Genomic DNA, 16,905 nt, shown 5'->3' on the forward strand with positions numbered 1-16,905 from the left:
CGCCGCCTGGCCTACCGCCTGCCCTCCGCCGCCTCGCCCCCGCCCGGCCGCCCCCGAGCGCAGCCCCGTCCGCCCACCCCGTTCGGGGGCGTGTCCGTTTCCTTCAAGACCGCGCCCCCGCCGCGCGCCTAAGGTCGGCCCCATGATCGAACGAGCCCGGAAATTCGTCTGGTTGCACGCCCGCGCCCTGGAGCAGCGGCGGTTCGCCCTGCTGTTCGACGGCGGCCCCGCCGAGCCCGTCGTCAACGCCGTCCTGGCGCACCGCAACGACGACGGCGGGTTCGGGCACGCGCTCGAACCCGACGGCCGGGGGCCCGCGAGCCAGCCGCTGCACGTCCACACCGCGCTCAGCCTGCTCGACGAGGCCGGTGACCGCTCGCACGGCTCCGCCGCCTGCGACTTCCTCGCCACGATCACCAACGACGACGGCGGCGTGCCCAACTCGCTGGCCTCGGACGGCCCGTCCGCGCCCTGGTGGGTCGCCGACCCGGCCAGCGACCTGCTGATGACCGGCCTGCTCGCGGGCACCCTGCACAAGATCGGCGCCGTCCACCCCTGGCTCGACGCGGCCACCGCGTTCTGCTGGGAGCGGGTCGAGTCGCTGGAGAAGTCGCACCCGTACGAGGTCAACGGCTGCCTGCGGTTCCTCGACCACGTCCCGGACCGGCCGCGTGCCGAGCGGGCCGCCGAGAAGCTCGGCGAGCTGGTGCGCGCGCAGGGGCTGGTCGAGCTGGGCTCGGGCGCGGTGCACGAGGGGTACGCGGCGGGCGAGGTGCACAAGCCGCACGACTACGCGCCCACCCCGGACTCGCTGGCCGCCCGCTGGTTCACCGCCGAGGAGCTCACCCGCGACCTCGACGCGCTGGCCGCCAAGCAGCAGGACGACGGCGGCTGGACGTTCCCGTGGCCGGTGTGGACGCCCGCCACCGAGCACGAGTGGCGGCCCATCGTCACCATCGAGGCGCTGCTGGCCCTGCGCGCGCACGGCAGGCTCGACGGCTGAGCCCTACCGCCCGACCAGCACTCCGAGCGGCACCCCGGCCAGCTCCCGCACCTCGCGCGCCAGGTGCGCCTGGTCGGCGTACCCGGTGCGCGCCGCGGTCTCCGCGAACCCGGTCCCGGCGCGCGCCAGCGCCACCGCCCGGTCGAACCGCAGCACCCGCTGCAGCACCTTCGGCCCGTACCCGAACGCCGCCGCGCTGCGCCGCCGCAGCTGCCGCTCGCCGAGCCCGACCCGGTCCGCGATCCCCGCCACCCCACCGGGGCGCACGACGGCCGCCGCGATCACCCGCGCCACCGGGTCCGGCGGGGACTCGCGCAGCCGCCGCACCGACTCCTCCGCCAGCACCGCCTCGGGGTCGGCGGCGGTCAGCAGCCGGTCGAGCAGGGCGTCGACCGGGCCCCACAGCGCGTCCAGCGGCACCCGCCGGTCGCGCAGCTCGTCACCGGGCACCCCGAACACCGAGGGCCCCACACCCGGTGGGAAGCGGACCGCGTGCAGCGCGCCCGACTCGGCGCTCAGGTGCGCCCGCGTGTCCGGCCCGGCGACGAACAGCCTGCCGTCGCCGGGGGAGAACAGCAGGTCCGTGCAGCCGTCCGGCACGACCCGCACGTCGCCGCCCGCCGCACCCGCGTCGACCTCGCGCCGCCACACGCAGCGCAGAGCCGGGTGCGCCCGCCTCTCCCGGTACACGCGTCCCACGGTAGCCGGGAGGGCGGGCGGTCACCCGTCAACCGATCAGTTGCCGAACTTCACCCAGTTCACGCTCACGAACGCCGAGGGCTGACCGCTGGTGAACGTGACGTACACGTCGTGCGTCCCGGTCACCCGGCTGATGTTCGCGGGCACCGTCCGCCAGCTCTGCCAGCCACCCGTGCCGCCCACCGAGAAGCTGCCCACCGGCGCCGCGGTCGGGCTGCCCAACCGCACCTCGACCAGCCCGCTGATCCCGGCGCCCGCGCCCGACGCGACCCGGCCGAGGAACTGGCTCGCCCCGCCGCCGCCGAACCGCACCCCGGAGAACTTCAGCGAGTTCCCGTTGCCCAGCCGCGCCACGGCCTGCCCGCCGCCGGTGTCCGAGGCGGACTCGACGGTCCCGCCGCTGCGCGTGGTCGCCTGCTCGGCCTGGATGTCCGCGTACGCGTCCCAGCCGCTGCCGCCGGGCGGGGGAGTGGTCGTGGTGGTCGGGTTCGTGCCGCCACCGCCCGCCGACCACACCGCGACGTAGTCGACCACCAGCGAGTGCCCGGACTGGGTGGCCGCCGTGGGCGTGCCGAAGCCCGCGACGCCGTTGGGGAACGCGCCGCCCATCGCCAGGTTCAGCAGCACGAAGTACCCGGCGTGGCCGGTCATGTTGCTCCACGTCGTGGCGTCGAACTGGCCCTGGTTGACGCTGTGGAACTGCTGCCCGTCGACGTACCAGCGCAGCTGCTGCGGGCTGACCGAGGTGTCCCACTCGAACCGGTAGGTGTGGAACGCCGACTGGCACGAGGAACCGGGGCACGCCCGGCTGGCGCCGAGGCCGTTGGTCTCGTTGCACGGGCCGCCGGGGTTGACGCCGCAGTGCAGCACGCCCCACACGCTGTTGAGGCCGTTGACGTTCTCCATGATGTCGAACTCGCCGATGGCGGGCCAGTTCCAGTAGTTGCCCCGGTACGGCGAGCCGAGCGCCCAGAACGCGGGCCAGTAGCCGAGCGCGGCGTCACCGGTCACGTTCGGCATCTGGAGCCGGGACTCGATCGCGAGCTTGCCGCCCGACGGGGGCTTGAAGTCGGCGCGCTGGGTCTCGACGCGGCCGGACGTCCAGTTGCCCGCGCCGTCCTTGAGGGCGGTGATGCGCAGGTTGCCGGAGCCGTCGAGCTTCAGGTTGCTGGTGCTGTTCGTGTAGTTCTGGATCTCGCCGGTGCCCCAGTTGGCGGGGCCGCCGGGGTAGCCGTGGCCCTGGTCGATGATCCAGTTCGACGACGACGGCAGGGTGTTCGCCGGACCGTCGAAGTCGTCGCTCCACTGGAGCGTCCATCCGGGCTGGCTCGGGACGGACGCGCTCGCCGAGACGGCCGCGAGCGTTGCCGCGGGGACCACCACGGCCAACGCGGCCGCGGCCGCCATGAGTCGTCTGCGCTTGGTGTCGGACATGGCTCGGGTGACCTCCTCGTCACGCGGCGGCCACATCATGAGAGCGCTCTCACGGGCCGAGGGCAAGGGGCCGACCGGCGCTACTTGCGACAAAACCGAAGTTCCGGCACCCAACGGACGGGGTGCGAGCGCCGCCGGAGGGCCGAGCCGGACCCGGCGGACGGATCGACCGGACCCGGCGGACGGATCGACCGCGCCAGGTGCGGCAGGTCCTCCCACCAGTCCGCCTACTTCGCGTCCGAGTACCGCTCCACCGCCACCGCCTTCAGCGGGAACCGCACGTCCGTCCCCCCGAACACCAACCGCGACGCCTCCTCGCCCGCCCCGACGACCTCCGCGCACACCACCTCCGCCACCCCCGCCGGGCAGTGCACCAGCACCTCGTCGTGCTGGAAGAACACCAGGTGCGCCTCCGGCGCCCGCTCGTGCAGCCGTCTTCGCAGCGCGCCCAGCAGCGCCGCCGTCCAGTCGGCCGCGCTCGCCTGCACCACGAAGTTCCGGGTGAACCGCCCCCACTCCCGCGCCGCCCGCTGCCCCTTCCGCAGCGCGTCCTCCCCGTCGTCCGCGCTGCCGGTCACCTCGTGCCAGGCCTGCGACGGCGCGGGCGAGGTCCGCCCCAGCCGCGACCGCACCACCCCGCCCCGCTCACCGGTGCGCGCCGCCCGCTCCACGTACCCGACCGCGTCCGGGAACCGCCGCCGCAGCACCGCCAGCAGCTCCCCGGCCCCGCCGCTGGTCCCGCCGTACATCGCCGACAGCATCGCGATCTTCGCCTGCCCCCGGTCGCCGCCGAACGAGTCCGCCGCGAGCGTCGTGTACAGGTCGTCCTCGCCCGCCACCTCGGCGAGCCGCCGGTCCTCGGACAGCGCCGCCAGCACCCTGGGCTCCAGCTGCGCCGCGTCCGCCGCCACCAGCACCCACCCCGGATCTGCCCGCACCGCCGTGCGCAGCGAGCGCGGGATCTGCAGCGCCGCCCCGCCCCTGGTCGCCCACCGCCCGGACACCACCCCGCCGACCACGTAGTCGGGCCGGAACCGCCCGTCCGCCACCCACGCGTCCAGCCACGACCAGCCGTGCGCCACCCACAACCGCGCCAGCTCCTTGTACGCCAGCAGCGGCTCGGCGGCCGGGTGGTCCAGCTCCTTGATCACCCACGCCCGCGCGGACGGCACGTCCACGCCCTCCCTGGCGAACGCGCGCACGATGCTCGCCGGGTTGTCCGGGTTCACCGCCCGCCCGCCGAACGCCGCCGCGATCCGGTCGGCCAGCTCTGCGAGCCTGCGCGGCCTCACCCCCGGCGCGGTCCTCGGCCCGAGCAGGTCGGCCAGCAGCTCCTCGTGCACGTCCCGCCGCCACGGCAGCCCGAAGTGCGTCATCTCCGCGCCCGCCAGCGCGCTCGCGGACTCGGCGGCGAACAGCAGCCGCAGCGACGGCGGCAGCCCGGCCGCGACCCGCCGCTGCTCGGCGTGCACCCGCAGCACCGCGTCCAGCGGATCGGCCCCGCCCGGCAGCGGCGCGCGCTCCGGCTCGAACAGCACCGGCTGGTCGTCCTTCTTGCGCGGCGCCACGTCGTCGGGCGCGGGCAGCCCGTCCAGCCTGGCCACGGCCGCCGCCAGGTCGCGCGGCTCGCGGTGCCCGCCCCGGTGCGCGAGCAGCAGCTGCTCGACGTGCCGCAGGTCGTGGCACCGCTCCACCCGGACCCCGCGCGCCAGCAGCTCCGGGTACACCTCCTCGGTCGACGCCCACAGCCAGCGCGGCCGGTGCGCGGCCTCGTGCGCCGCGACCTCGGCGGCCAGGTCGTGGGTGCGCACGGGCGCGCCGACCGGCACGCCGTCGTCGGACAGCGCCTGGAGGCGTCCCGCGTTGTCGCCCTCGCGGACCAAGGCAGCGAACATGTGTTTGATTCTGCGCGCCACCCCCGACAACGACGGCGGGGATGTCTCTTTCGTGTCACCCGCCGCTGAGGACGATGTGCGCCGTGGACCGGACGCCCTCCCCCGCTCAGCTGCTCGACCCGCTGCGCGCCGCCGTGCCCCTCCACGGGCGCACCGCCGAGCTGGGCCGGTTGCGGCGCTGGCGCGACAGCTCGCGCGGCCCGTCCCTGCTGCTGCTGCACGGCCCGGCCGGGGTCGGCAAGACCCGGCTCGCGCACGAGGCCGGGATCGTCGCGGTGATCGACGACGCGGACCTGCTGCCCGCCGCCGACCTGCGCGGGGCGCTCGCCGAGCACCCCCGGCTGCTGCTGATCGCGCGGGAGGCGGGCTGGTGGTGGTCGGCCGCCAGGCAGCGCGCCGCCGACTTCGACCACACCTCCGGCGAGCTGCGGCTCGACCCCGACCCCGGCGACTTCGCCCAGGCCTGCGGCTACTACGCGGCGGCCCTCGGCCTGCCCGCCCCGAACCCGCTCGCGGGCACGATCACCGGCGCGCGCGGCGCGTCCAGCACCGATTCGGTGTTCCGCACGGCGTTCGACCTGCACCTCGCCGCGCTGGCCGAGGTGCACGGCGTGCGCGGCGGCCAGGTGGAGCTGGTGCGGTGGCTGGTCAGCCTCGACCCCACCGCCGAACCGCCGCCGGGCAGGCTCGCCGAGGACGTGCTCGCCGTGGCGCTGCTGGACGAGCGGATCGACCCCGAGCGCACCCCCGGCTCCCTGCAGACCCTGGTGCGCGCCGCCCGGCGCTGGCCGCACGTGCTGCACCGGGTGGAGGAGCTGTTCACCGCCCGCCCCGAGCTGGTGCCGACCGCGACCGCCGCCACCCTGGCCGGACTGCCGCCGCGCGCGGTGGCGGCCGTGGCCAGGCGGGTGTTCGACGACGAGCGCTTCCACGGCGACCCGGTGGCCGCCCAGCTCACCCGCGCCCTGCTCGACCACGCCGGGGACGACCCGGTGGAGCGGGCCGAGCTGCACGGGACGCTCAGCGCCCGCGCCGCGCTCGCCCACCTGCGCGCGGAGGCCGTGGAGGCCGCGCTCGCCGAGGTCGAGCTGTACCGGGACCTCGCCGACGCCGACCCGGTCGAGCACCGCAGCGCGCTGGCCGACGCGGTCGGCGACCTCGCGGTGCGCCTGGTCGCGGCCGGTCGCCCGGTGGACGCGCTGCGCGCCTCGGAGGAGGCGGTGGCGCTGTGCGAGCTGGCCGCCGCCGAGGACGAGGACTGCCTGCCCCGGCTGGCCGCCGCGCTGGAGCAGCTGGGGCTGCGGCACGCCGGGCTCGGCGACCAGTCCGCCTCGCTGCTCGCGCTCACCGAGGCGTGCGCGCTCCAGCAGCGGTTGGCCGAGCACAGCCCGGCGCTGTTCCGGATGGACCTGGCCCGCGTCTCGCACCAGCTCGCGGTGCGCGCGTTCGAGTCCGGGAAGGACGGCGCGCAGGCCACCGACGCGGCGGTGCGGCGGTGGCGGCGGGTCGCGGCGGACGACCCGCGCTACGAGCCGGACTTCGCCCGCGCCCTCACCAGTGCCGCCGACCTGCTAGCGCCGCGCGGGCACCGCGAGCGGGCAAGGGCGCTGGTGGACGAGGCGATCTGGGTGCTGCGGCGGCTCGCCGACGTGAACCCGGTGGCGTTCGGGCCGCAGCTGGCCGCCGCGCTGGAGCGGCTGAGCAGGCTCGCCGGACCGGCCGAGGCGGGCGAGGCGGTGAAGGCCGCCGGTGAGGCGGTGCTCGCCCGGCGCGACCACGCGGCGGGCGGCGCGGAGCGGGCCCTCGCCGCGCTGGCCGGGTCGCTGGTCGGGCAGGCCGCGCTGCTCACCGGCGGGCAGCGGCTGTGCGCCTCGCAGGAGGCCGTCGACATCGCCGGTCGGCTGCGCGGCTACCCGGCCGAGCTGGTGGTGGCGCGGGTCGGGCTGGTGCGGGCGCTGCTGCACAACGGGCGCGGGCACGAGGCGGTCAGCGCCGTGGACGACGTGCTGGAGGCGGTGCGCGCGCTGCCGAGGCGGGTGCTGGTGGCGCAGGCGGACCGGGTCACCGGCGCGCTGCACGACCTGGTCGACGACCTCGCGGGCGCCGACCACGGGCCCACCGCGCTCCGGCTGGCCGAGCTGGTCGCCGAGCTGTGGCGCGACCTCATCGGGCACCACCTCGGCGCGCCGGTCGCGTACGCGGCGGCGGCGCACCGGGTGGCCGAGCACGACCGCGAGGGAGCGGGCCGGGCGCGGGCCGCCGTGCTGCTGTGGCACCTGGCGCGCGCGCCCGAGCAGCTGCGGGCCGACCGCCGGTACGCGGACGCGCTGGCCCTGCACGCCAGGCTCGCCGCCGCCGAGGGCGGTGCGGCGGCCCTGGAGGCGGCGCACCGGGCGGCGACCGTGCTGCGCGAGTCGGGCGCGCCCGCCGACCTGGTCGTCGGCGCGGTGGACGCGGTGGTGCGCGCCCACCCGGACCCCGAGGAGGCCAGGGGGCGGTTGCGCGAGCTGGGGGAGCGGGAGCGGTTCAGCGGCGCGGAGGAGCGCACCCGAGGCGCGCGCTAGGTCACGGCTTGCGGGCCAGCAGGAACAGGTGCTCCTCGGGCTCGGCGCCGGGGAAGTCCGGCCGGAACACCCCCGGCCGCTCGTGCTCGACCCGCAACCCGGTGGACTCGACCAGCGCGCGGAACGCGGGCGCCGGGAAGCTCGTGCAGCGCACCGGCTGGCCCAGCCAGAGCAGGTCGACGCCCTCGACGTCGGCGGGCACGGTCGCCACGGCCAGCAGACCGCCGGGGACCAGCCGGTCGGCGAGGTCGGCCAGCACGCGGGCCTGGTCGGCGCGCGGCATCTGGAGCAGCGGGAAGAACGCGGTGACCGCGTCCAGCGACTCCGGCGCGGCGGGCAGCTCGCGCACGTCCACCAGCTCGAACCGCGCCCCCGGCACCCGCTCGCGGGCCAGCTCGACCATCGTCGTGGACACGTCGCACCCGGTCACCCGGTGCCCGGCGGCCACCAGCCGCTCGGCGGTCGGCCTTCCGGTGCCCGACCCGACGTCGAGCACCCGCGCCCCCTCGGGCAGCTCCGCCAGCAACCAGTCGAGCGCGGCGAGCTGCTCGGGCAGGTCCGCGAAGGCCCGCTCGTAGTCCGCGCCGAGCGCGTCGAACGCCCGCGCGGCCGGATCGGGGAGGTGTCCGCCGTGGACGGTCATCGCGCAGCGCTCCTGTCCCGGCGCCGGGGGCGGCCCGGCACCACGATCGCCGGTGCTCCTGCCCCGGCACGCTAGCGCCGAGCGCGCCCGGCCGACACCGCTGCCGGTGGGATCAGCCGTCGTCGAGCCGGAACTCCTCGGCCCGCACCCAGCGGCTCCCTGGGGTCAGGTCGCACAGCCACACCTCGTCCGGGGAACCCAGGACGAGCTCGGTCGGCACCGGCCACCCCGCGCGGTCCTCCTTCAGCGGGCGCAGGCCCACCGCCCGCAGCTTCGCGGTCGCCTTCCGGCGCGACTCGGCGGCGGTGGCCGCGTACGCCGACGTGCAGCGCGCGTACGGGTTGTGCACCGTGAAGCCGTGCGCCTTCACGCGCTCCTCCAGAGCCGGAGAACGACGGAACCGGGACCCGCCTCGAAGGCAGGCCCCGGTCCCGAGTCCAGCACACCTCACGCGCGCCCGCGCGTCACCCCGTGGTCGCCAGCGACCTCAGGAAGAACGCCACGTTCGCCGGGCGCTCGGCGAGGCGGCGCATGAAGTACCCGTACCACTCCCCGCCGTACGGCACGTACACCCGCATCCGCCGCCCCTCGGCCGCCAGGCGCACCTGCTCGTCCGGCCGGATCCCGTACAGCATCTGGTGCTCGTACCCGTCCGCCCCGCGCCCCGCCGCCAGCTCGCCCGCGATCGCGATCAGCCTCGGGTCGTGCGAGGCCACCATCGGGTAGCCATCGCCCGCCATCAGCACCTTCAGGCAGCGCACGTACGCCAGGTCCACCTCGGCCTTGGACTGGTGCGCCACCGACTCCGGCTCCTGGTACGCGCCCTTGCACAGCCGCACCCGCGACCCCGCCACCGCCAGGTCGCGGCAGTCCTGCTCGGTCCGCCTCAGGTACGCCTGGAGCACCGCGCCCACCCACGGGAAGTCCACCCGCAGCTCGCGCAGCACCGACAGCGTCGAGTCGGTGGTGGTGTGGTCCTCCATGTCCAGGGTGACCGTCGTGCCCGCGTCGGCCGCCGCCGAGCAGATCGCCCTGGCGTTCTCCAGCGCGATCTTCTCGCCGTCCACCGGCAGGAACTGGCCCACCGCCGACAGCTTCACCGACACCTCGGCGCGGTCCGCGTACCCCGCGTCGTCCAGCCGCTTCAGCAGCTCCACGTACGCGCGCACCGTGCCCGTCGCCTGCGCGGCGTCCTTGGTGTCCTCGCCCAGGTGGTCGAGGGTGACGAGCCTGCCGTCCGCGAGCAGCTCACCGGTCGCGGCGATCGCGTCCGCGGTGGTCTCGCCCGCCACGAACCTGCGCACCACCGGCTTGGTCAGCGGGGTGCTCTCCACCAGGGACCTCGTCGCCGCCGAGCGCGAGGCCGCGAGCAGTGCCGAGCGCAGCACGGGTCAGCCCTCCTGGTGGGGGTAGGCGACCGAGGTCGGGGCCACGAAGGTCTCCTTGATGGAGCGCGGGCTGACCCAGCGCAGCAGGTTGTGCACCGAACCGGCCTTGTCGTTGGTGCCCGAGGCCCGGCCGCCGCCGAACGGCTGCTGGCCGACGACCGCGCCGGTCGGCTTGTCGTTGACGTAGAAGTTGCCCGCCGCGAACCGCAGCACCTGCTGGGCGTGCGCGACGGCCGCCCGGTCGCGGGCGATGATCGCGCCGGTCAGGCCGTACGGGGACACCGACTCCATCTGCTTGAGCACGGTGTCGTAGTCACCGTCCTCGTACACGTGCACGGCCAGCACCGGGCCGAAGTACTCGGTGCGGAACACGTCGTGCTCCGGGTCCGAGCCCAGCAGCACGGTCGGGCGCACGAAGAAGCCCTCGGAGTCGTCGGCCGTGCCGCCCGCCGCGACCTCCAGCGACGAGTCCGAGCGCGCCGCCTCCAGCACGCCGGACAGCTTGTCGAACGAGCGCCGGTCGATGACCGCGCCCAGGAAGTTGGAGAAGTCGGTGACGTCGCCCATCTTCAGCGACTCGACCTCGGCCAGGAAGTCGTCCTTGATCCGGTTCCACACCGAGCGCGGCACGTAGGCGCGGGACGCCGCCGAGCACTTCTGGCCCTGGAACTCGAACGCGCCGCGCACCAGCGCCGTGCGCAGCACCTCGGGGTCGGCCGACGGGTGGGCGAGCACGAAGTCCTTGCCGCCGGTCTCGCCGACGATCCTCGGGTACGAGCGGTACCCGGCGATGTTCGCGCCGACCTGGCCCCACAGGTGCTGGAACGTGCGCGTGGACCCGGTGAAGTGGATGCCCGCCAGGTCCGGGTCCGCGAGCGCGACCTCGGACACCGCGAGGCCGTCGCCGGGCAGCAGGTTGATCACGCCAGGAGGCATCCCCGCCTCCTCCAGCAGCCGCATGGTCAGGTGCGCGGCGAAGCTCTGCGTGGGCGAGGGCTTCCACAGCACCACGTCGCCCATCAGGGCGGGCGCGGTCGGCAGGTTGCCCGCGATCGCGGTGAAGTTGAACGGGGTGATCGCGTAGACGAAGCCCTCCAGCGGGCGGTGGTCGGTGCGGTTCCACACGCCGGGGCTGGACTGGGGCTGCTCGGCCAGCAGTTGGCGGCCGAAGTGGACGTTGAAGCGCCAGAAGTCGATCAGCTCGCAGGCCGCGTCGATCTCGGCCTGGATCGCGGTCTTGGACTGGCCCAGCATGGTGGCCGCGTTCAGCGTCGAGCGCCACGGGCCCGCCAGCAGGTCGGCGGCGCGCAGCAGGATCGCCGCGCGGTCGTCGAAGGACAGGGCGCGCCACGCGGGCGCGGCGGCGCGGGCCGCCTCCAGCGCGTCGCGGGTGTCCTGGTGGGTGGCCCCGTGCAGGGTGCCCAGCACCGCGCGGTGGTTGTGCGGCTGCACCACGTCGAACCGCTCGCCGCCGCCGACGCGCTGCTCGCCGCCGATGGTCGCGGTCAGCTCCAGCGGCTCCTTGGCCAGCTCGGCCAGCTTGGCCTGGAGCTCGGCGCGCTCGGGCGTTCCGGGGGCGTAGCCGAGCACCGGCTCGTTGACCGGGGCGGGCACTGAGGTCACGGCATCCACGGCAGGCTCCTTCGCGACGTGCTGCTGGGGTACCGCAACGGTAGGTCGCGGTCACCTGCACACCGTTGTCCGCACGTCTAGGCTTGCCATTCCGCCGTTGTACGAATGGACAAAGAGCATGAGCCTGCGCCAGGTGCTGATGGCCTTGGGCGAGGAGCTGGTGGAGGTGCGGGCCGCGCCGCGCGGGCTGGAGGCGGAGGTCCGCGACATCGTCATCCTCGACCCGGACGACGTGCCGGACGTGCGGCCCGGCGACCTCGCGCTGGTCATCGGCGCGCGCGGCCGGGCGGCGCTGCCGCTGGTCAGGGCGGCGGGCGCGGGTGGCGCGGCGGCGGTGGCGGTCAAGCTCGACCGGCCGACCCCGCAGCTCGGCCAGGCCGCCGCCGACGCCGGCGTCGCGCTGCTCGCGGTGCGGCCCGAGGTGCGCTGGGAGCACCTGGAGTCGCTGGCCAGGGCCGTGGTGCGCAGCGCCAGGCTGGCCGCCGACGCTGGCTCGGGCGAGGTCGCGGGCGACCTGTTCGGGCTGGCCCAGACCATCGCGGCGCTGACCGGCGGCGTCGTCAGCATCGAGGACACCGCCAGCCGCGTGCTCGCCTACTCGCGCTCCACCGACGACGTGGACGAGCTGCGCAGGCTGTCCATCCTGGGCAGGCAGGGGCCGGAGCCGTACCTGGCGATGCTCCGCGACTGGGGCGTCTACCAGCGGCTCCGCGCGGGCGAGGAGGTCGTGCGGGTCGACGAGCGGCCGGACCTGGGCATCCGGCGGCGGCTCGCGGTCGGGGTGCTCGCGGGCGACCAGCCGCTCGGCTCGATCTGGGTGCAGGAGGGCGCCACCCCGCTCACCGAGCAGGCCGAGCGCGCCCTCGTCGGCGCCGCCCGCGTCACCGCGCTGCACCTGGTGCGCCAGCGCGAGCCCCGCTCGGCGTTCCGGGAGAACCTGCTGACCTCCCTGCTTGACGGCCGCACCGACGCCGCCTCCGTCGCGGGCCAGATCGGCGCGGACCCGGCGAGACCGGCCGCCGTCGTGGTGTTCGCGCTGCGCGGCGACGCGGGCGACCGCACCGAGGGCGAGCTGCGCAGGGCCGAGGTGACCGGGCTGATCTCGGTGCACGCCGCCGCGTACCGGCGCAGCGCCCTGGTCAGCCGCAGCGGCGGCCGGACCTACGCCCTGCTGCCGGACCTCCAGCCCGGCGCGGCCCTGCTGCCGCTCACCCGCGAGATCGTCGCGGCGGCCCGCAAGCACACCGGGCTGGTGGTGCAGGCGGCGATCGGCGCCGAGGTGCCCACGCTGGACGAGGTCGCGGTGTCCAGGGTCGAGGCGGACCGGGTGCTCGACGCGATGGCGCGCGACCTGGACGCCCAGGTGGCGACCCTGGCGGACGTGCGGTCGCGGGTGCTGGTCAGCGAGGTGCTGGCCCTGCTCGCCGAGCACCCGCGCGTGCGCGACCCCCGGCTGGAGGCGCTGGACCCGGAGCTGGGGCGGTCGCTGCTGGTGTACCTGGACGCGTTCGGGGACGTGCGGTCGGCGGCGGCGGAGCTGCACGTGCACCCGAACACGCTCCGGTACCGGGTGCGGCGGGCGGGCGAGCTGACCGGGGTGGACCTGACCGATCCGCTGGTCAGGCTGTTCGCGCAGCTCCAGCTCAGGCTGCGGTGACCGGCGGGTCGGGCGGCCCGCCGGTCACCGCCGATCACCGCGCCTGGGCGCGGGCCCGAGCGGCGGCCTTGCCGCGCTTGCCGGCGCCCGCCTTCGGCTTCCGCGCGGGCTGCTTGGCCGGCGAGGCGGGCTCCTCGGCGGCCGGTTCCCCAGGCTCCGGCTCGACGGCGACCGGTTCGACCTGGGCCACCGGCTCGGGCTTCCCACCCGGCAGCGACCGGTGCAGCCAGGCCCGTTCCGCCAGCGTCCACGCGCCGCTGGTCAGCAGGTACAGCCCCGCCGCCAGCGGCAGCGAGGCGCCCAGCAGCACCGGGGTGAACGCCAGCAGGCGCAGCACCCGCACCAGCGTCGGCTGCGGCGCGCCCGAGCGCGCGGCCTGCCTGCCCTGCCACAGGTAGCTGCCCAGGCACACCGCCGCCAGCGCGGCCAGCAGCCCGAGGAACACCGGGACGCCCGCGCCGCCGTCGGACCAGTGGTCGCCCAGCCGCACCCCGAGCAGGGTGCCGTCGAGCAGCGGGTTCGGCGTGGTCACCAGCTGGTAGACCACCATGAAGAACGGGGCCTGGGCGAGCATCGGCAGGATGCCCGCGAACAGCGAGGTCCCGGCGTCCTTGTACAGCGCCAGGGTCTTCTCCTGGAGCTTCACCGGGTCCTTGCGGTGCTTCTCGGTCAGCTCGCGCAGCTGCGGCGCGAGCGCGGCCTTGGCCTTCTCCCCGCGCACGGCCGCGCGGGTCAGCGGGTGCAGCAGCAGGCGGACCAGGGCGGTGAAGGCGACGACGGCCAAGGCGGGGTCGAGCAGCGCGGCGAGGGCCGCGCCCAGGGTGTGGAACACGGGCGGTTGCTCCGATCACGAGCGTGGGAGGGGGGCTCAGGCGAGGCTGAGCGCCGCTCCCGGTGCTCGCGGGCGGGGTCGGCCCGCCGCGTCCGGATCGCGCAACCGCAGGAACGCCGTGCGCAGGGCCTTCTCGCGCAGCGACAGCGAACGCGCCCACGCGGGCGCGTCCAGGACCAGGGGAGCCGTGGTGAGCACCAGCACGACCAGCGTCACGGCCGTGACCACGGCCAGCAGCTCGGCGGGGCTGTTCACCAGGGACAGGGCGATCAGCGCGGACAGGCACAGCGCGAGCAGCAGGCGCAAGCGGTCCACGGCGGTCACCTCCCCCTAGTCACCCGCCACTGTACGCACCAGCGCAGGCCTCGTGGGGTGGTCGTAGCGGACCAGCACGTCCGGCTCCGGCTCGTACCCCTCGTACGCGGGCAGCGTCCACGCCAGCTCCGGCGGCGTGCGCCTGGCCAGCGCGGCGTCCGACAGCCACAGGTGCACGGACAGCTCGAACGGCAGCCACTTGTCCAGCAGCAGCGCCCCGTCGAGCAGCAGCACCCCGCCCTCGCCCAGGCGCGCGTACCCGGCCCGGCTGGCGCGGTCGGTCTCGGCGTTCCACAGCGACGGCAGCACCTCGCCCGACCCGCCGGGTTCGAGCGGGTCCAGCACCTCGCGCAGCAGGCCGCCGGTGTCCACCCACGAGTCCCGGTACGAGTCCGGGTCGGTCCGCCCGTGCTCAAGGCGCACCGAGGCCGGGCGCAGGAAGTCGCGCGCGGACACCCGCAGCACCGGGCGGCCGAGCGCGCGCAGCGGGTCCACCAGCGCGTCGGCGAGCGCGCCGGGATCGGTGGCGTCCGCGCCGTCGACCACCACGCGCGCGTGCCGGTCGCGGGGCAGCGCGTCGATCCGGCCGACGAGCTCGGCGACCAGCGCGTCCTGGGTCAGCGGGACGACCTTCACGGGAGGGGGTAGTCCTGCCAGCCGTCCGGCAGCACCGGCACCGGCCAGCTCGGGTCCGGCTCCCACTTCGCCCAGTCGCGGTCCCACCACAGCTCGCCCGACTCGGCCATCGCCTCGATCGCGCCGCCCACCGCCCGGATCGACCCGGCCTGCGCCTCGGTGTACTTGCCCGCCACGACCTGCTCCTCGAACTCCACCCGGTCGCGGTCCTGCCAGCCGCCCTCCGCAGGCAGCCAGTAGTCCAGCTCGTGGTCCAGGGTGTCGATGCCCAGCGGGGTGCGCCGGAACGGGTCCTGCAGGTTCAGGTACCAGCCCTTGAACCGCCGGTCCTCGCCCTCCCAGTACACGTCCACCGAGTACGCGTCGCCCGGCCGGTGCATCTGGAGCTTGCCGTTGCCGCGCCAGTGCGTGCTGCCCGACGCCCGCCAGCCGTGCGGCCACGGGTGCTCGGGGAAGCCGAACCGGGTGCCCGGCACGGTGAACAGCACCAGCAGGTCCGGCTCGTCCACGACCACGCGGGTCGGCGTCACCGCCCACGGCCTGCCCCACAGCACTTCCCGGCGCAGCGCCACGTCACCAGGCTGGAAGAACCCCATGCGCCGAGCCTAACCGCGCCCGCCCGACCGGATGCCGATCTTGGTCGGATCACGCCCCTGGATCACGCCCTGGGATCACGCCTCGGCGAGCGCCCGCCGCAGCCGCGACACCACCAGCTCCCGCCTCGGGTCGGCTCGCGGCAGCAGCCTGGCCAGCCGGTCCAGCGCCTCGGCGTCCTCGTCGCGGGCGAACCGCCACAGCGCCTCCGCGTCGCCCCGGTCCAGCACGGTCCGCCGCACCGCCGCCGCCAGGTCCTCCCGCTCCGCCCGCACCACCGGCGCGTCCGAGCGCGGCAGCAGCTCGTCGCCGTACCCGGCCGCCGCGGCGGTGACGTCCCCCGAGCGCAGCGCCGCCCGCACCGCCAGGAAGTCCCCGCGCACCTCGGCGTCCAGCCGGTACGGCCTGGTCAGCAGCACCCCGCCGAGCTGCGCCCGCAACCGGTGCAGCTCCGCGCGCACGGTCACCGGGTTGCCGCGCTCCCCGTACAGCCGCAGCGCGAGCTGGTCGGCGGTGAGCCCGCGCGGGTGCAGCGCCAGCGCGACCAGCACCTCGGCGTGCCGCAGGGTCAGCGCGACCTCGACCCCGTCCAGGGACGCGCTCGGCCCGCCCAGGAACCGCAGCGACAGCACCGGCCTTCGCCGCGCGCCCCGCTCCACCCGCAGCAGGTAGCCCTCGTCCAGCGGCTCCAGCACGCCGGTGCGCCCGTCGGCCAGCCGCACCCGGTCCCGCCCGACGTCGACCCGGCCGCCCAGCCCGGTGCCCGGCTCGGCGGCCAGCACCCGCCCGGTCGGGCTCAGCAGCGCGCCGGGACCGCCGCGCAGCGCCAGCAGGTGCCGCATGTTCGCCGACCGAAGCCGCTCGTCCCGCTCGGCCAGCCCGGCCCGCAGGTGCCCCTCGGCCAGCCGCGCCGCCGCCGACACCAGCGCGGGCATCGCCGGGTGCAGGCTGGTCAGCGGCCCGCTCACGTCCACGACGCCGAGGGTGCGCCCGCTGTCCGGGTCCCGCACCGGGCTCGCCGCGCAGGTCCAGCCGTGGCAGGTGCGCACCAGGTGCTCCGCCGAGTGCACCGTCACCGGGCCGCCGGTGGCCAGCGCCAGCCCCATCGCGTTGGTGCCGATCGCGTCCTCGCTCCACCGGGCGCCCTCGGTCAGGTGGACCCGCTCGGCCACCCCGCGCACCCGCGCCGAGCCCTCGCACCACAGCACCCGGCCGTCCGCGTCCGTGATGATCATGACGTGCTCGGCGTCGTCGGCGATGCTCACCAGCGTCTCCCGCAGCACCGGCAGCGCCTGCGCCAGCGGGTGCGCGGCCCGCAGGTCCGCCACCTCGGCCCGGTCCAGCACCAGCGGCGCCTCCCGGCTGTCCGGGTCGACCCTGGCGGCGAGCGAGCGCCGCCACGACTCCAGGATCACCGGCCGCGTGCCGCGCGCGGGACCGCCGGACAACGCCGCCTCGTGCTCGCGCGCGAGCAGAAGGGGGTCACCGCGCATCGTCGCCTCCAGGTCCCTCGACCCCAGGATGACCGGGGCGAACCCGCACGGCAAGGACCCGGCAGGCCGTTCGGCACTGGCGCTCCGAGCGTGCAACGCCGCTGCAACGTAGCGCGGCCT

At 76.0% G+C, this 16,905-nt stretch carries 15 protein-coding genes; 3 read left to right on the forward strand and 12 right to left on the reverse strand.

The features are described from left to right. Nucleotides 1-142 precede the first annotated feature (142 nt). The gene (locus LV78_RS04140; protein ID WP_253843387.1) at nucleotides 143-1,003 is read left to right on the forward strand and encodes a hypothetical protein; all 861 of its coding nucleotides are present in this window, start codon (nucleotides 143-145) and stop codon (nucleotides 1,001-1,003) included. A 3-nt stretch (nucleotides 1,004-1,006) separates the two neighbouring features. Here the strand turns inward: LV78_RS04140 and LV78_RS04145 are convergent, their stop codons facing one another. From LV78_RS04145 to LV78_RS04155, 3 genes are all read right to left on the reverse strand, one after another. Then, a complete protein-coding gene (locus tag LV78_RS04145) occupies nucleotides 1,007-1,693 on the reverse strand; it encodes a helix-turn-helix domain-containing protein (protein WP_253843388.1) in 687 nt (228 codons plus the stop codon). Nucleotides 1,694-1,738: 45 nt separating this feature from the next. After that, nucleotides 1,739-3,136: a carbohydrate-binding protein gene (locus tag LV78_RS04150; protein WP_253843389.1), complete on the reverse strand. Its 1,398-nt coding sequence runs from the start codon at nucleotides 3,134-3,136 to the stop codon at nucleotides 1,739-1,741. 227 nt (nucleotides 3,137-3,363) lie between these two features. Further along, the gene (locus tag LV78_RS04155; protein ID WP_253843390.1) at nucleotides 3,364-5,031 is read right to left on the reverse strand and encodes a bifunctional 3'-5' exonuclease/DNA polymerase; all 1,668 of its coding nucleotides are present in this window, start codon (nucleotides 5,029-5,031) and stop codon (nucleotides 3,364-3,366) included. Nucleotides 5,032-5,114: 83 nt separating this feature from the next. Between LV78_RS04155 and LV78_RS04160 the strand changes: the two genes are divergently transcribed. Next, the gene (locus LV78_RS04160) at nucleotides 5,115-7,595 is read left to right on the forward strand and encodes a hypothetical protein (RefSeq protein WP_253843391.1); all 2,481 of its coding nucleotides are present in this window, start codon (nucleotides 5,115-5,117) and stop codon (nucleotides 7,593-7,595) included. A 1-nt stretch (nucleotide 7,596) separates the two neighbouring features. On the opposite strand, the gene LV78_RS04165 is transcribed toward LV78_RS04160, so the two are convergent. The 4 genes from LV78_RS04165 to pruA form a co-directional block, all read right to left on the reverse strand. After that, on the reverse strand, nucleotides 7,597-8,238 hold the full coding sequence (locus LV78_RS04165; RefSeq protein ID WP_253843392.1) for a class I SAM-dependent methyltransferase: 642 nt from the start codon (nucleotides 8,236-8,238) through the stop codon (nucleotides 7,597-7,599). A gap of 112 nt (nucleotides 8,239-8,350) precedes the next feature. Next, entirely contained in the window at nucleotides 8,351-8,608 is a 258-nt protein-coding gene (locus tag LV78_RS04170) for a hypothetical protein (protein WP_253843393.1), read from the reverse strand. A 94-nt stretch (nucleotides 8,609-8,702) separates the two neighbouring features. Beyond that, nucleotides 8,703-9,626, reverse strand: coding sequence for a proline dehydrogenase family protein (locus tag LV78_RS04175; protein WP_253843394.1), 924 nt, complete (start codon nucleotides 9,624-9,626; stop codon nucleotides 8,703-8,705). A 3-nt stretch (nucleotides 9,627-9,629) separates the two neighbouring features. Next, nucleotides 9,630-11,258, reverse strand: coding sequence for an L-glutamate gamma-semialdehyde dehydrogenase (pruA, locus tag LV78_RS04180; protein ID WP_253843395.1), 1,629 nt, complete (start codon nucleotides 11,256-11,258; stop codon nucleotides 9,630-9,632). Between the two features lie 118 nt (nucleotides 11,259-11,376). On the opposite strand from pruA, the gene LV78_RS04185 reads away from it, so the two are divergent. Further along, on the forward strand, nucleotides 11,377-12,915 hold the full coding sequence (locus tag LV78_RS04185; protein ID WP_253843396.1) for a PucR family transcriptional regulator: 1,539 nt from the start codon (nucleotides 11,377-11,379) through the stop codon (nucleotides 12,913-12,915). A gap of 34 nt (nucleotides 12,916-12,949) precedes the next feature. Here LV78_RS04185 and LV78_RS04190 read toward each other — a convergent pair whose 3' ends face one another. The 5 genes from LV78_RS04190 to LV78_RS04210 all read right to left on the reverse strand — a co-directional run bounded on the left by LV78_RS04190 (nucleotide 12,950) and on the right by LV78_RS04210 (nucleotide 16,785). Then, nucleotides 12,950-13,747, reverse strand: a complete 798-nt coding sequence (locus LV78_RS04190; protein WP_253843397.1) for a YidC/Oxa1 family membrane protein insertase — start codon at nucleotides 13,745-13,747, stop codon at nucleotides 12,950-12,952. 36 nt (nucleotides 13,748-13,783) lie between these two features. Further along, the gene (locus LV78_RS04195; protein ID WP_253843398.1) at nucleotides 13,784-14,062 is read right to left on the reverse strand and encodes a DUF6412 domain-containing protein; all 279 of its coding nucleotides are present in this window, start codon (nucleotides 14,060-14,062) and stop codon (nucleotides 13,784-13,786) included. A 15-nt stretch (nucleotides 14,063-14,077) separates the two neighbouring features. Further along, nucleotides 14,078-14,698 carry a nucleoside/nucleotide kinase family protein gene (locus LV78_RS04200; RefSeq protein ID WP_253843399.1) on the reverse strand — a complete coding sequence of 207 codons (621 nt, stop codon included), beginning with the start codon at nucleotides 14,696-14,698 and terminating at the stop codon, nucleotides 14,078-14,080. Beyond that, nucleotides 14,695-15,294 carry a ribonuclease FAU-1 family protein gene (locus tag LV78_RS04205; protein WP_253843400.1) on the reverse strand — a complete coding sequence of 200 codons (600 nt, stop codon included), beginning with the start codon at nucleotides 15,292-15,294 and terminating at the stop codon, nucleotides 14,695-14,697. Before LV78_RS04205 ends, LV78_RS04200 begins: the two co-directional genes overlap by 4 nt. 75 nt (nucleotides 15,295-15,369) lie before the next feature. Further along, nucleotides 15,370-16,785: a GAF domain-containing protein gene (locus tag LV78_RS04210; protein WP_253843401.1), complete on the reverse strand. Its 1,416-nt coding sequence runs from the start codon at nucleotides 16,783-16,785 to the stop codon at nucleotides 15,370-15,372. Between the last annotated feature and the right edge of the window lie 120 nt (nucleotides 16,786-16,905).

The sequence above is a fragment of the Actinosynnema pretiosum genome, from assembly GCF_024171695.1.
GTDB lineage: Bacteria > Actinomycetota > Actinomycetes > Mycobacteriales > Pseudonocardiaceae > Actinosynnema > Actinosynnema pretiosum.